Source organism: Enterobacter cloacae complex sp. ECNIH7, from assembly GCF_002208095.1.
Lineage (GTDB): Bacteria > Pseudomonadota > Gammaproteobacteria > Enterobacterales > Enterobacteriaceae > Enterobacter > Enterobacter cloacae_M.
In genome coordinates, this window is the sequence record NZ_CP017990.1 from 3790906 (window position 1) to 3804848 (window position 13943).

15 protein-coding genes are annotated in these 13943 nt (G+C 54.5%); 9 read left to right on the top strand and 6 right to left on the bottom strand.

Annotated features, from left to right (window positions below; genetic code table 11):
* Positions 1-32: 32 nt before the first annotated feature.
* The 5 genes from WM95_RS18655 (at position 33) to WM95_RS18675 (ending at position 4542) form a co-directional block, all read left to right on the top strand.
* Positions 33-152: a GpE family phage tail protein gene (locus WM95_RS18655; RefSeq protein WP_000763323.1), complete on the top strand. Its 120-nt coding sequence runs from the start codon at positions 33-35 to the stop codon at positions 150-152.
* Positions 145-2586: a phage tail tape measure protein gene (locus WM95_RS18660; RefSeq protein WP_088544940.1), complete on the top strand. Its 2442-nt coding sequence runs from the start codon at positions 145-147 to the stop codon at positions 2584-2586. Before WM95_RS18655 ends, WM95_RS18660 begins: the two co-directional genes overlap by 8 nt.
* An 11-nt stretch (positions 2587-2597) precedes the next feature.
* On the top strand, positions 2598-3083 hold the full coding sequence (locus WM95_RS18665; protein ID WP_000978868.1) for a phage tail protein: 486 nt from the start codon (positions 2598-2600) through the stop codon (positions 3081-3083).
* Positions 3080-4249 (top strand): phage late control D family protein, encoded by a 1170-nt coding sequence (locus WM95_RS18670; protein ID WP_088544941.1) that lies wholly within the window; start codon positions 3080-3082, stop codon positions 4247-4249. Before WM95_RS18665 ends, WM95_RS18670 begins: the two co-directional genes overlap by 4 nt.
* Before the next feature lie 74 nt (positions 4250-4323).
* Positions 4324-4542 (top strand): DNA-binding transcriptional regulator, encoded by a 219-nt coding sequence (locus WM95_RS18675; protein ID WP_072056585.1) that lies wholly within the window; start codon positions 4324-4326, stop codon positions 4540-4542.
* A 144-nt stretch (positions 4543-4686) separates the two neighbouring features.
* On the opposite strand, the gene rplS is transcribed toward WM95_RS18675, so the two are convergent.
* The 5 genes from rplS to ffh all read right to left on the bottom strand — a co-directional run bounded on the left by rplS (position 4687) and on the right by ffh (position 8158).
* A complete protein-coding gene (rplS, locus tag WM95_RS18680; protein WP_002914145.1) occupies positions 4687-5034 on the bottom strand; it encodes a 50S ribosomal protein L19 in 348 nt (115 codons plus the stop codon).
* Between the two features lie 43 nt (positions 5035-5077).
* The gene (trmD, locus tag WM95_RS18685; RefSeq protein ID WP_063408339.1) at positions 5078-5845 is read right to left on the bottom strand and encodes a tRNA (guanosine(37)-N1)-methyltransferase TrmD; all 768 of its coding nucleotides are present in this window, start codon (positions 5843-5845) and stop codon (positions 5078-5080) included.
* 31 nt (positions 5846-5876) lie between these two features.
* Complete coding sequence (rimM, locus tag WM95_RS18690) at positions 5877-6416, bottom strand: ribosome maturation factor RimM (RefSeq protein ID WP_029741020.1); 540 nt, start codon at positions 6414-6416, stop codon at positions 5877-5879.
* Between the two features lie 15 nt (positions 6417-6431).
* Positions 6432-6680, bottom strand: coding sequence for a 30S ribosomal protein S16 (gene rpsP / locus WM95_RS18695; protein WP_003863133.1), 249 nt, complete (start codon positions 6678-6680; stop codon positions 6432-6434).
* A gap of 116 nt (positions 6681-6796) precedes the next feature.
* Positions 6797-8158 (bottom strand): signal recognition particle protein, encoded by a 1362-nt coding sequence (gene ffh, locus WM95_RS18700; protein WP_063408340.1) that lies wholly within the window; start codon positions 8156-8158, stop codon positions 6797-6799.
* A gap of 166 nt (positions 8159-8324) precedes the next feature.
* On the opposite strand from ffh, the gene WM95_RS18705 reads away from it, so the two are divergent.
* Positions 8325-9116 (top strand): cytochrome C assembly family protein, encoded by a 792-nt coding sequence (locus tag WM95_RS18705; protein WP_014884879.1) that lies wholly within the window; start codon positions 8325-8327, stop codon positions 9114-9116.
* Positions 9117-9135: 19 nt separating this feature from the next.
* On the top strand, positions 9136-10422 hold the full coding sequence (locus WM95_RS18710; RefSeq protein ID WP_025759264.1) for an HlyC/CorC family transporter: 1287 nt from the start codon (positions 9136-9138) through the stop codon (positions 10420-10422).
* Positions 10423-10474: 52 nt separating this feature from the next.
* On the opposite strand, the gene grpE is transcribed toward WM95_RS18710, so the two are convergent.
* Positions 10475-11068, bottom strand: a complete 594-nt coding sequence (grpE, locus tag WM95_RS18715; protein WP_023308880.1) for a nucleotide exchange factor GrpE — start codon at positions 11066-11068, stop codon at positions 10475-10477.
* A 122-nt stretch (positions 11069-11190) separates the two neighbouring features.
* Between grpE and nadK the strand changes: the two genes are divergently transcribed.
* Complete coding sequence (gene nadK / locus WM95_RS18720) at positions 11191-12069, top strand: NAD(+) kinase (protein WP_008502500.1); 879 nt, start codon at positions 11191-11193, stop codon at positions 12067-12069.
* A gap of 85 nt (positions 12070-12154) precedes the next feature.
* On the top strand, positions 12155-13816 hold the full coding sequence (gene recN / locus WM95_RS18725; RefSeq protein WP_063408342.1) for a DNA repair protein RecN: 1662 nt from the start codon (positions 12155-12157) through the stop codon (positions 13814-13816).
* Positions 13817-13943: the final 127 nt, after the last annotated feature.

Consider the following 13943-nt stretch of genomic DNA (forward strand, 5'->3'; position numbering starts at 1 on the left):
ATTTCCCGCCCGACCTGTCGACCGATGACCTGATGGCGGATATTGCAGTGATATTCCACTGGCCGCCATCAGAGCTCTATTCCCTGAGCCTGACCGAGCTCATCACATGGCGCGAAAAGGCGCTGCAGCGTAGCGGAAACCACAATGAGTAATAACCTGAGGCTTGAGGTATTGCTGAAAGCGGTCGACCAGGCGACCCGACCGCTTAAATCCATCCAGACCGCGAGTAAAAGCCTGTCGGGCGATATTCGCAACACACAAAAAGGGCTGCGTGACCTGAACGGTCAGGCATCAAAAATCGACGGCTTTCGTAAGGCAAGCGCACAACTGGCCGTGACCAGTCAGGCACTTGATAAGGCGAAACGAGAAGCCGGTGAGCTGGCCGTGCAATTTAAAAATACCACCAGTCCGACCCGGGCGCAGGCGCAGGCACTCGAAGCGGCAAAGCGTGCCGCCTCTGAGCTGCAGACGAAATACAACAGCCTGAGAACGTCGGTACAGCGCCAGCGCTCCGAGCTGATGCAGGCCGGTATTAACACCCGCACCCTGTCTGCCGATGAGCGTCGGCTCAAAACCTCCATCAGCGAGACAACGGCGCAGCTTAACCGCCAGCGCGAGGCACTGGCGCGCGTCAATGCACAGCAGGCTAAATTAGGCCGGGTGAAAGAGCGATATAAATCAGGCAAGGAGCTTGCCGGTAACATGGCCGCTGCAGGTGCTGCCGGGGTCGGTATCGCGACAGCGGGAACGATGGCCGGGGTTAAATTACTGATGCCAGGTTATGACTTTGCGCAGAAAAACTCTGAGCTGCAGGCCGTGCTCGGGGTCGATAAGCAGTCGCCAGAAATGGAGGCGCTACGCAAACAGGCGCGCCAGCTCGGCGACAATACTGCCGCCTCTGCCGATGATGCAGCCAGTGCGCAGATTATTATCGCAAAAGGTGGTGGTGATGATGAAGCTATAGCGGCCATGACGCCTGTGACTCTCAACCTGTCACTTGCGAACAGAAAAACAATGGAGGAAAACGCGCAACTGTTGATGGGGACAAAAGCCGCCTTTCAGCTTTCTAATGACGCGGCTGCACATATTGGTGATGTTCTTTCAACCACGATGAACAAAACCACCGCTGATTTTCAGGGACTAAGTGACTCATTAAGTTACCTTGCCCCTGTTGCGAAAAATGCCGGAGTGAGTCTTGAACAAGCGGCGGCGATTACCGGCACACTTCATGATAATAACATCAGGGGGTCAATGGCTGGGACGGGCGGCGCGGCTGTAATAACGAGACTACAGGCACCAACAGGCAAAGCATACGATGCCCTCAAAGAGTTGGGTGTTAAAACCTCGGACAGCAAAGGCAATACGCGCCCGTTATTTACCATCCTGAAAGAAATGCAGGCCAGTTTTGAGCGCAACAAGCTCGGAACTGGTCAGAAAGCTGAATATGTGAAAACCATATTCGGCGAGGAGGCCATGAAGTCTGCAAGTGTGCTGATGGCCGCAGCGGCAAGCGGAAAGCTCGATAAGCTCACCGCTACGATAAAGGCATCCGACGGAAAAACCGAGGAACTGGTCAAGGTTATGCAGGACAACCTCGGCGGCGACTTCAAAGAGTTCCAGTCTGCTTATGAGGCTGTCGGTACCGACCTATACGACCAGCAAGATAGCTCACTGCGCAAGCTCACCCAAACCGCCACGCAGTATGTGTTAAAACTCGACAACTGGATCAAGGATAACAAGGAATTAGCGGAAACTATCGGCATCATCGCCGGTGGCGCACTTGCTCTGATTGGTATCATCGGCGGCATTGGTCTCGTTGCGTGGCCGGTTGTCATGGGGATTAACGCCATTATTGCCGCTGCTGGCGTGCTGGGTACGGTCTTTACTGTTGCTGGTAGTGCCATTGTGACAGCGCTCGGTGCGATAACCTGGCCGATTGTGGCTGTTGGTGCGGCGATTGTGGCCGGGGCGCTACTCATCCGCAAATATTGGGAGCCCATCAGCGCATTTTTCTCGGGGGTGATTGAGGGCATCATGAGCGCCTTTGCGCCGGTCGGAGAAATGTTCGCTCCACTGGCTCCCATCTTTGACGGACTCGGTGAGAAGCTGCGCGGCGTCTGGCAGTGGTTTAAAGACCTGATTGCACCGGTCAAGGCCACGCAGGAGACGCTCGATAGCTGCAAAAATATCGGCGTCATATTTGGTCAGGCACTGGCCGATGCGCTGATGTTGCCTCTGAATATTTTCAATAAACTGCGTGGTGGTCTCGATGTAATTCTCGAAAAGCTCGGCCTTGTTAAAAAGGAATCGAGCAGTATTGATACGGAAACGGCAAAAGCGCCGCCGGTTGGTCAGGGTGGGGGGTATATTCCGACAACCAGCTCGCTTGGTGGGTATCAGGCTTATCAGCCTGTCACGGCTCCCGCCGGTCGTACCTATATTGACCAGAGCAGCCCGACCTATCAAATCAACCTGCCGGGTGGTGGCGCGCCGGGTGGTCAATTGGGTAACCAATTGCAGGATGCGTTAGAAAAATATGAACGCGACAAGCGAGCCAAAGCCCGCGCTAGCATGATGCACGATTAAGGAGGCTGATGATGATGCTTGCTCTTGGAATGTTTGTGTTTGAACGTCGCACCCTGCCTTATCAGTCGATGCAGCACTCGAAGAATTACCGCTGGGCGTCTAATGACCGGGTCGGCAAACCTCCTGCGTATCAGTTTCTCGGCGAGGGGGAAAACGCGATCCAGCTTGCCGGTACGCTTTATCCTGCCATTACTGGCGGTCGTATATCTCTGCTGGCTGTCGAACTGATGGCCGACGAGGGCAGAGCTTGGCCGCTGATTGAGGGAACCGGCAATATCTTCGGGATGTATATCGTCGAGACGGTGTCGACCACGCATACTGAGTTTTTCAGCGACGGCGCGGCCAGAAAGATTGATTTCACCCTTTCGCTGAAACGGGTCGACGAATCACTGACGGCAATGTTTGGCGACCTGAATAAGCAGGCCAGCGAGCTTCTCGGCTCTGCCGGTAATTTGACTGATAAGCTGCAGGGTGCGCTCGGAGGGTTGACCGCATGATTACGGGCATGACAATTGACGCCGGTACCAGCCTTGCACCGGCATTTATGCTGACGCTGAACAGCCAGGACATTACCAGCAATTTTAGTGACCGGCTGATTTCTCTCACCATGACCGACAACAGGGGTTTTGAGGCTGACCAGCTCGACATTGAGCTCGACGACACCGACGGCAAAGTCGAGTTACCCCTGCGCGGGGCGGTGCTGACGCTGTGGCTTGGCTGGCAGGGTTCGGCGCTTCTGAATAAGGGCGATTTCACGGTCGATGAGATTGAGCATCGGGGCGCGCCTGATACCCTGACCATCCGGGCGCGTAGTGCAGACTTTCGCGGAACGCTCAATTCGCGGCGTGAAGAGTCATGGCACGACACTACCCTCGGTGAGCTGGTCAGCACCATTGCAAAGCGCAATAAACTGACGGCCAGCGTCGCGGATTCACTGAAAAAAATACCGGTACCGCATATCGACCAGTCGCAGGAGTCCGACGCCGTATTTCTGACCCGTCTGGCTGACCGCAACGGGGCGACGGTGTCAGTGAAAGCGGGGAAACTCCTGTTTCTGAAAGCCGGTAGTGCGATGACGGCCAGCGGTAAACCTGTCCCACAGATGACGCTGACCCGCAGCGATGGCGACCGTCACCAGTTTGCCATTGCCGACCGTGGGGCTTATACCGGCGTAACGGCAAAATGGTTGCACACTAAAGACCCGAAGCCGCAAAAGCAGAAAGTAACACTGAAACGTAAGCCAAAAGAGAAGCACTTGCGCGCACTGGAGCACCCGAAAGCAAAGCCGGTTAGCAAAAAGACAAAGGCCAAAAAAGAGCCGGAGGCGCGCGAGGGTGAGTATATGGCCGGTGAGGCCGATAACGTGCTGGCGCTGACGACGGTCTACGCCTCTAAGGCGCAGGCGATGCGCGCCGCTCAGGCTAAGTGGGATAAGCTGCAGCGAGGCGTTGCGGAGTTTTCAATTACGCTGGCTCTCGGTCGAGCTGACTTGTTCCCTGAGACGCCGGTGCGCGTATCAGGCTTTAAGCGCGTCATAGACGAGCAATCTTGGCTAATCAGTAAGGTAACTCACAATCTGAGTAATAGCGGCTTCACGACGGGCTTAGAGCTTGAGGTTAAGCTTTCTGACGTGGAATACAGCTCGGAGGAAAGCGAGCAGTAAAAAAGCAAACCTTAACTTGCAAATGCAAATTGAAAGTATATTATTCCCTCAGACACGCCAGCAGGGGAAAAATTATGATGCATTGCCCGTTATGCCAGAACGCCGCTCATGCTCGCACTAGCAGATACCTTAGTACCGAAACGAAAGAGCGTTATCATCAGTGCCAAAACATTAATTGTGGCTGTACGTTTATAACTTTTGAGACGCTATCGAGATTCATCATGAAACCGGGAGCTGTTGAGCCTGCACCGCCCCACCCTGTAAGAAACCAGCAACAGCAACTTTGGCTTTAAACCTGCTTCGGCAGGTTTTTTTACTTCTGCCGCCATCAAGTAAAACTCCGTCGCCAATTTGCCGCCATCGCCAATAAAAAAGGGGTCAGCGTTACGCTAACCCCTTGTTTTCTACAAGCTTTCGGATGTTGCGAAAGCGCGTTATTAGTTCAGACGCTCTTTAATACGAGCAGACTTACCAGTACGCTCACGCAGGTAGTACAGTTTAGCTTTACGTACAGCACCACGACGTTTAACAGCAATGCTGTCAACTACCGGAGAGTGAGTCTGGAAGACACGCTCAACGCCTTCGCCGTTGGAAATTTTACGAACAGTGAATGCAGAGTGCAGACCGCGGTTACGAATAGCGATAACCACGCCCTCGAATGCCTGCAGACGTTTTTTGGAACCTTCAACAACCCATACTTTCACTTCCACGGTGTCACCTGGACGGAAGGAAGGTACGTCCTGCTTCATCTGCTCTTGTTCAAGTTGCTTAATAATGTTGCTCATAATTTAATCTCTTATCCTGGGTAAACTGATATTCGGGAGCGTATTACGCATTCCCATCATGTTCATGCTGCTGGTGCGCGTGTTCTGTTTTGAACTCGGCCAACAACTTTGCTTGCTCTTCAGTCAGAGCCAGGTTTTCCAGAAGTTCAGGTCTTCTAAGCCAGGTTCGGCCCAGCGACTGCTTCAAACGCCAGCGACGTATCTCGGCATGGTTTCCAGACAGTAACACCGCCGGTACTTCCATCCCTCCTAACACTTCAGGACGAGTATAGTGTGGACAGTCAAGCAACCCATCGGCAAAGGAATCTTCCGTTGCCGAAGCTTCATGGCCCAGAACCCCCGGAATGAACCGGGCGACGGAGTCAATCAGCGTCATTGCGGGTAACTCACCACCGCTGAGAACGTAATCCCCGATAGACCATTCTTCGTCAATCTCGGTTTGAATTACGCGCTCATCTATCCCTTCGTAGCGCCCACAGACCAGAATCAGCTTTTGATTCGTCGCCAGTTCGCTCACGCCCGCTTGATCAAGCTTGCGTCCCTGAGGTGAAAGATAAATCACCTTTGCGCCTTCACCTGCCGCGGCTTTTGCTGTGTGAATGGCGTCCCGTAAGGGTTGCACCATCATTAGCATCCCCGGTCCGCCGCCGTAAGGACGATCGTCCACGGTACGGTGCCGGTCATGAGTAAAGTCACGAGGACTCCAGCTCTGGATGCTCAGCAGGCCATTCTTTACTGCCCGGCCAGTTACCCCGTAATCGGTAATCGCGCGGAACATTTCAGGAAACAGGCTAATTATGCCAATCCACATAGCGCCGTCTTTTACCGTTTATCCGGAGAATTTAAAAACCAGGATCCCAATCTACTTCAATGGTTTGAGTAGTGAGATCGACTTTCTTGATAACCTGTCCATCGAGGAACGGAACCAACCGCTCCTTGATGCCAAATGCATCTTTCAGGTTTGCCTTAATGACGAGAACGTCATTTGACCCGGTTTCCATCATATCGATGACTTTCCCCAGGCTGTAGCCTTCGGTAGTGACTACCTGGCAACCCATAAGGTCTTTCCAGTAGTAGTCGCCCTCTTCCAGCTGTGGCAACTGCGACGAATCCACGACAATTTCACAATTAGTCAGTGCATTCGCAGCATCACGATCGTCAACGCCTTTCAGCTTGATGATGATGTCCTGATTGTGGTGACGCCAGCTTTCCAGCTCGACCTCTTCCCACTTACCGCCTTTCTGGATAAACCAGGGCTGGTAATCAAAAATGCTATCAGCGTCTTCAGTGGAGGAAAACACTCTGAGCCAACCACGGATACCGTAGCAAGAACCCATTTTTCCCAATACGATCGGTTCAACAGGTGCTTTATTGCTCATCATGACCACCGTGACAGATTAAGCTGCTTTGTTTGCTGCTTTGATCAGCGTAGCAACGCGATCGGAAACAGTAGCGCCCTGGCCAACCCAGTGAGCGATACGATCCAGATCCAGACGAGTTTCTTCTTCTGCGCCAGCGGCCAGTGGGTTGAAGAAACCAACGCGCTCGATGAAGCGACCGTTGCGTGCATTACGGCTGTCAGTTACAACAACCTGGTAGAACGGACGCTTTTTAGCGCCGTGACGAGCTAAACGAATAGTTACCATAACATCCTCTTGTGTGAATAAAACAACCGGGCCCCATCGAGGAACGGAGCCCGGGTGTCATATTAAAAGCCCGAAAATTTTACTCATTTTCGGGCAAAAAGCAATCTCAAAAGCGATTAACGCCCTGGAAAACCGGGTGGCATCATGCCTTTCATGCCGCGCATCATCTTCGCCATGCCGCCTTTCTTCATTTTCTTCATCATGCGCTGCATGTCGTCGAACTGTTTCAGAAGGCGGTTAACGTCCTGCACCTGCATGCCGCAACCGGCTGCGATACGGCGTTTACGGGAACCTTTGATGATGTCCGGGTTAGCGCGCTCTTTGAGGGTCATCGAGTTGATGATCGCCTCCATACGCACCAGCACCTTGTCATCCATCTGCGCTTTTACGTTGTCAGGGATCTGGCCCATGCCCGGCAGTTTGCCCATCAGGCTGGCCATGCCGCCCATATTTTTCATCTGACGCAGCTGCTCAAGGAAATCGGTGAGATCGAAACCGTCGCCTTTTTTCAGCTTGCTGGCCAGCTTCTCGGCCTGCGCGCGGTCAACCTTGCTCTCGATATCTTCGATCAGCGACAGCACGTCGCCCATACCGAGGATACGGGAGGCAATACGATCCGGGTGGAACGGCTCGAGCGATTCAGTTTTCTCGCCCACTCCGAGGAATTTAATCGGCTTACCGGTGATGTGACGAATCGAGAGCGCCGCACCGCCGCGGGCGTCACCGTCCACTTTGGTCAGCACCACGCCGGTTAACGGCAGCGCTTCGTTAAACGCTTTCGCGGTATTCGCCGCATCCTGACCGGTCATGGCGTCGACAACGAACAGGGTCTCTACCGGGTTGATAGAGGCATGCACCTGCTTGATCTCGTCCATCATCGCTTCGTCAACGTGCAGACGACCGGCGGTATCCACCAGCAGCACGTCGTAGAATTTCAGCTTCGCTTCTTTCAGCGCCGCGTTAACGATGTCGACAGGCTTCTGCGCCACGTCGGACGGGAAGAAATCTACCCCGACCTGCTCGGCCAGAGTTTCCAGCTGTTTGATCGCCGCCGGGCGATAGACGTCCGCAGAGACCACCAGCACTTTCTTCTTGTGCTTTTCACGCAGGAATTTACCCAGCTTACCGACGCTGGTCGTTTTACCTGCACCCTGCAGGCCCGCCATCAGCACCACGGCCGGCGGCTGAGCCGCCAGGTTAAGCACCTGGTTCTCTTCGCCCATCGCCGAAACCAGTTCATTACGAACGATTTTGACGAACTCCTGACCCGGGGTCAGGCTCTTGTTAACTTCATGACCAACCGCCTTCTCTTTTACGCGGTTGATAAAATCACGAACAACCGGCAACGCGACGTCTGCTTCCAGCAGCGCCATGCGCACTTCGCGCAGCGTTTCCTTGATGTTCTCTTCAGTAAGGCGTCCGCGGCCGCTGATGTTGCGCAGCGTGCGCGACAAACGATCGGTTAAATTATCAAACATTGTCTCTCGCCTGAGTAGAAACGTTGGGCCGCCATGGGCGACACATACACAGAATTTTGCCGGAGTATAACATGAAGGCGCCTTTGTTGTTATGCAACGGTTGGAGCAGGCGTCACGTAACGTTATACTGCTTCTCTTTCTTATTAAGACAACTGTCGATGCCTATATGCCTGTTTTCGCACTGATCGCCCTTGTTGCCTACTCTGTCAGCCTCGCGCTGATCGTTCCCGGCCTGCTGCAAAAAAACAGCGGCTGGCGGCGCATGGCTATTCTTTCCGCGGTAATCGCACTGATTAGCCACGCGTTTGCGCTGGAATCACGCATCATTCCCGGCGACGGCAGCGTGCAAAACCTGAGCGTCCTCAACGTCGGCTCGCTGGTCAGCCTGATGATCTGTACGGTAATGACCATCGTCGCGTCTAAAAATCGCGGCTGGCTGCTGCTGCCGATTGTCTATACCTTCGCGCTGATCAATCTGGCCCTCGCCACCTTTATGCCTAATGAATTCATTACGCATCTGGAGGCCACCCCGGGGATGCTGGTCCATATCGGCCTGTCGCTCTTTGCCTACGCGACGCTGATCATCGCCGCGCTTTACGCCATGCAGCTCGCCTGGATTGACTACCAGCTGAAAAACAAAAAGCTGGCGTTTAATCATGAGATGCCGCCGCTGATGGTCATTGAGCGTAAGATGTTCCATATCACCCAGGTGGGCGTGGTGCTGCTGACGCTCACGCTCTGCACGGGCCTGTTTTACATGAAGAACCTGTTCAGCGTGGAGAATATCGATAAAGCGGTGCTCTCTATCATCGCGTGGTTTGTCTATATTGTCCTGTTATGGGGCCATTATCATGAAGGCTGGCGCGGTCGTCGCGTGGTCTGGTTCAACGTCGCGGGTGCGGGCATTCTCACCCTTGCCTATTTTGGCAGCCGCTTCATACAGCAATTTGCTGGCTAAGTAACAAAAGGAGTTCCCCCTGGAACACATCTCTACCACCACGCTGATCGTTATCCTGATCGTCATGGTGGTCATCTCCGCCTATTTCTCCGGCTCGGAAACCGGCATGATGACCTTAAACCGCTACCGGTTACGTCATCGTGCTAAACAGGGTAACCGTGCCGCACGTCGCGTTGAAAAACTGCTCCGCAAGCCGGATCGCCTGATAAGCCTGGTGCTCATCGGCAACAACCTTGTCAACATTCTTGCCTCAGCCCTCGGCACTATCGTCGGGATGCGCCTGTACGGCAACGCCGGGGTGGCAATTGCCACCGGCGTGCTGACGTTCGTGGTGCTGGTGTTTGCCGAAGTGCTGCCGAAAACCATCGCCGCGCTTTACCCGGAGAAGGTCGCTTACCCGAGCAGCTTCCTGCTGGCACCGCTGCAGATCCTGATGATGCCGCTGGTCTGGCTTCTGAACATGGTGACGCGCGTCCTGATGCGCATGGTGGGAATCAAAGCCGATGTCACCATCAGCAGCGCGCTCAGCAAAGAGGAGCTTCGCACCATCGTGAATGAATCCCGCTCGCAGATCTCCCGCCGCAATCAGGACATGCTCCTGTCGGTGCTGGATCTGGAAAAGGTGAGCGTGAACGATATCATGGTGCCGCGTAACGAAATCGTCGGTATCGACATCAATGACGACTGGAAAGCCATCGTCCGCCAGCTGACGCACTCCCCGCACGGGCGTATTGTGCTTTACCGCGACTCGCTGGATGACGCCATCAGCATGCTGCGCGTGCGCGAAGCCTACCGTCTGATGACCGAGAAAAAAGAGTTCACCAAAGAAGTGATGCTGCGCGCCGCCGACGAGATTTACTACGTGCCGGAAGGAACCCCGCTCAGCACGCAGCTGGTGAAATTCCAGCGCAACAAGAAGAAGGTCGGCCTGGTGGTCAATGAGTACGGCGACATTCAGGGACTGGTGACGGTCGAAGATATTCTGGAAGAGATTGTCGGGGACTTTACCACGTCAATGTCGCCTTCCCTCGCGGAAGAGGTCACCCCGCAAAACGACGGCTCGGTGCTGATTGACGGTAGCGCGAACATTCGTGAACTCAACAAAGCCTTTAACTGGCATTTGCCGGAAGATGAGGCTCGGACCATTAACGGGATGATTCTGGAAGCGCTGGAAGAGATCCCGGCGGCGGGCACGCGGGTGCGCATTGAGCAGTACGATATTGATATCCTGGACGTGCAGGACAATATGATTAAGCAGGTGAAAGTCCTGCCCGTTAAACCCCTGCGCGAAAGCATCGCGGAGTAAGGCTGTAGGCCGGGTGAGGCGAACGCCGCCACCCGGCACTACGGATAGCGAATTACGCTTTCGCTTTCGCCACGGTCACCATCGCCGCGCGAATGGTACGCCCGTTCAGGGTGTAACCTTTCTGCATCACGCCCAGCACCTTACCGGCTTCCACCTCTTCGGACTCCACCATCGCAATCGCCTGGTGAACGTTTGGATCCAGCGGTACGTCGGTGTCGGCAATCACTTCCACGCCAAACTTACGCACCACGTCGAGCATGGATTTCAGCGTCAGCTCGATACCTTCGATCATCGCCGCGTTGTCCGGATTCGCTTTGTCAGCCACTTCCAGCGCGCGATCGAGGCTATCAATTACCGGCAGCAGTTCGTTGACGAATTTCTCCAGCGCAAATTTATGCGCCTTCTCAACGTCCTGCTCGGTACGGCGACGCAGGTTTTCCATTTCCGCCTTGATGCGCAGAACACCATCGCGTTCGCGATTCTGTGCTTCTACCAGTTGGGCTTCCAGATTCGCAATTTTTTCATCGCGCGGGTCCACCTGCTCAGCAGATGCGTCTGGCTCTACAGCCTCAACTTCATCATGCTGTTCCGTGATAATTTCTTCAGGGGCTTGCCCCTCAGGCGTTTTCTGTTCTTTACTACTCATGAATTTCTCCGCGTTTTTCTGCATTCATCTCGCTAACTTCGCTTATTATGGGGATCAGTTTCCGGGATTCAAGGGAACAAGACAGATTGTCATCATTCATCAGGCACAAGGACCTCCAGAAAATGAATAATCATTTCAGGTGTATTGGGATAGTCGGGCATCCGCGTCACCCTACCGCACTAACGACACATGAAATGTTGTATCGCTGGTTGTGTAGCAAAGGCTATGAAGTGATGGTCGAGCAGCAGATTGCGCAGGAGCTGCAGCTGAAGAGCGTCAAAACCGGCACGCTGGCGGAAATTGGCCAACAGGCCGATCTCGCCGTGGTGGTGGGCGGCGACGGCAACATGCTCGGCGCGGCCCGCACGCTGGCGCGTTATGACATTAAGGTCATCGGCATCAACCGTGGCAATCTCGGCTTTTTAACCGATCTCGACCCGGACAATGCGCAGCAGCAGCTGGCCGACGTGCTGGAAGGGCACTATATCAGCGAAAAACGCTTTTTACTGGAAGCGCAGGTGTGCCAGCAGGACTGCCAGAAGCGCATCAGCACCGCGATTAACGAGGTAGTTCTTCACCCCGGAAAAGTGGCGCACATGATTGAATTCGAAGTTTATATCGACGAAATCTTTGCCTTCTCCCAGCGTTCCGACGGGCTGATTATCTCCACTCCGACCGGCTCAACCGCCTACTCGCTTTCTGCCGGTGGCCCGATCCTGACGCCCTCGCTGGATGCCATTACCCTGGTGCCGATGTTCCCGCACACGCTCTCCGCCCGCCCGCTGGTTATCAACGGCGACAGCACGATACGTCTGCGCTTCTCGCACCGCCGTAATGACCTGGAGATCAGCTGCGACAGCCAGATAGCGCTGCCGATCCAGGAAGGTGAAGATGTTCTCATTCGTCGGTGTGATTACCACCTTAATCTGATTCACCCGAAAGATTACAGCTATTTCAACACATTAAGCTCGAAGCTTGGCTGGTCAAAAAAATTGTTCTGATTTTGCATCCAGTACTTTACTGTATAAAAAACCAGTTTATACTGTATGGAAACACAGTTATGGTTTTTCATACAGGAAAACAATTATGCTGGCACAACTGACCATCAGCAACTTTGCCATTGTTCGTGAGCTTGAGATCGATTTCCACAGCGGCATGACGGCGATCACCGGGGAAACCGGTGCAGGTAAATCCATTGCCATTGATGCCCTCGGCTTGTGCCTTGGCGGCCGCGCAGAGGGCGACATGGTGCGCATGGGCGCAAACCGTGCCGATCTGTGCGCCCGCTTCTCCCTGAAAGACACCCCTGCAGCCCAGCGCTGGCTGGAGCAAAACCAGCTTGAAGATGGACGTGAGTGTTTACTTCGCCGCGTGATCAGCAGCGACGGTCGTTCACGTGGCTTTATCAACGGCACGGCGGTCCCGCTCTCCCAGCTTCGCGAACTCGGCCAGCTGCTTATCCAGATCCACGGTCAGCACGCGCATCAGCAACTCGTCAAACCTGAACAGCAGAAAGCGCTGCTCGATGGCTACGCGGGTGAGTACGCGCTTACTCAGCTTATGGCGGAACACTATCGCCAGTGGCATCAGAGCTGCCGTGAACTTGCCCAGCACCAGCAGCAAAGCCAGGAGCGCGCCGCACGTGCGGAGCTGCTGGCGTACCAGCTTAAAGAGCTGAACGAATTCAACCCGCAGCCGGGTGAGTTTGAGCAAATAGACGAAGAGTACAAACGTCTGGCGAACAGCGGCCACCTGCTCTCAACCAGCCAGAATGCGCTCAACCTGCTGGCGGATGGCGAAGACGTGAACCTGCAGAGCCAGCTGTATAACGTCCGCCAGCTCATTACCGAACTGGTCGGCATGGACAGCAAGCTTTCTGGCGTCCTGGATATGCTGGAAGAAGCGGCGATTCAGATCTCCGAAGCCAGTGACGAACTGCGCCACTACTGTGAACGTCTGGATCTCGATCCGAACCGTCTGTTTGAGCTGGAGCAGCGTATCTCCCGTCAAATTTCACTGGCGCGCAAGCACCACGTCACGCCGGAAGAGCTGCCAGGATTCTATCAGTCTCTGCTGGAAGAACAGCAGCAGCTTGACGATCAGGCTGACTCGCAGGAGACCCTCTCTCTCGCGGTGAACCTGCACCATGAACAGGCGCTGGCGACAGCGCAAAAGCTGCATGAAATCCGTCAGCATTACGCTCAGGAGCTAAGCCAGCACATCACCGACAGCATGCACACGCTGGCGATGCCGCACGGTATCTTCACCATCGATGTTCGCTTTGAAGAGAACCACCTGACGGCAGAAGGTGCGGACCGCATCGAGTTCCGCGTCACTACCAACCCGGGGCAGCCACTGCAGGCGATCTCCAAAGTGGCATCCGGCGGTGAACTGTCGCGTATTGCACTGGCGATTCAGGTGATTACCGCGCGTAAAATGGAAACCCCGGCGCTGATTTTCGATGAAGTGGATGTCGGCATCAGCGGCCCAACGGCGGCGGTGGTGGGTAAACTGCTGCGCCAGCTAGGCGAATCAACGCAGGTGATGTGTGTCACCCACCTGCCGCAGGTCGCGGGCTGTGGTCATCATCACTTTATCGTCAACAAAGAAACCGACGGTGAAATGACCGAAACGCACATGAAGCCGCTGGATAAACGTGCGCGTCTGCAGGAGCTGGCTCGCCTGCTCGGCGGCAGCGAAGTCACCCGTAATACGCTCGCAAACGCGAAAGAACTGCTGGCAGCATAAACTTTTTCGGGATCTCAGGGTCATACAGAACAACAAAAACGCCGCCAGACCGGTTTCAAAGTGGGGCAAGGTCTATTATCATCGGCATATTACATATGAGCCGCGTTCTGCTCGGGCCCTAAAAGGA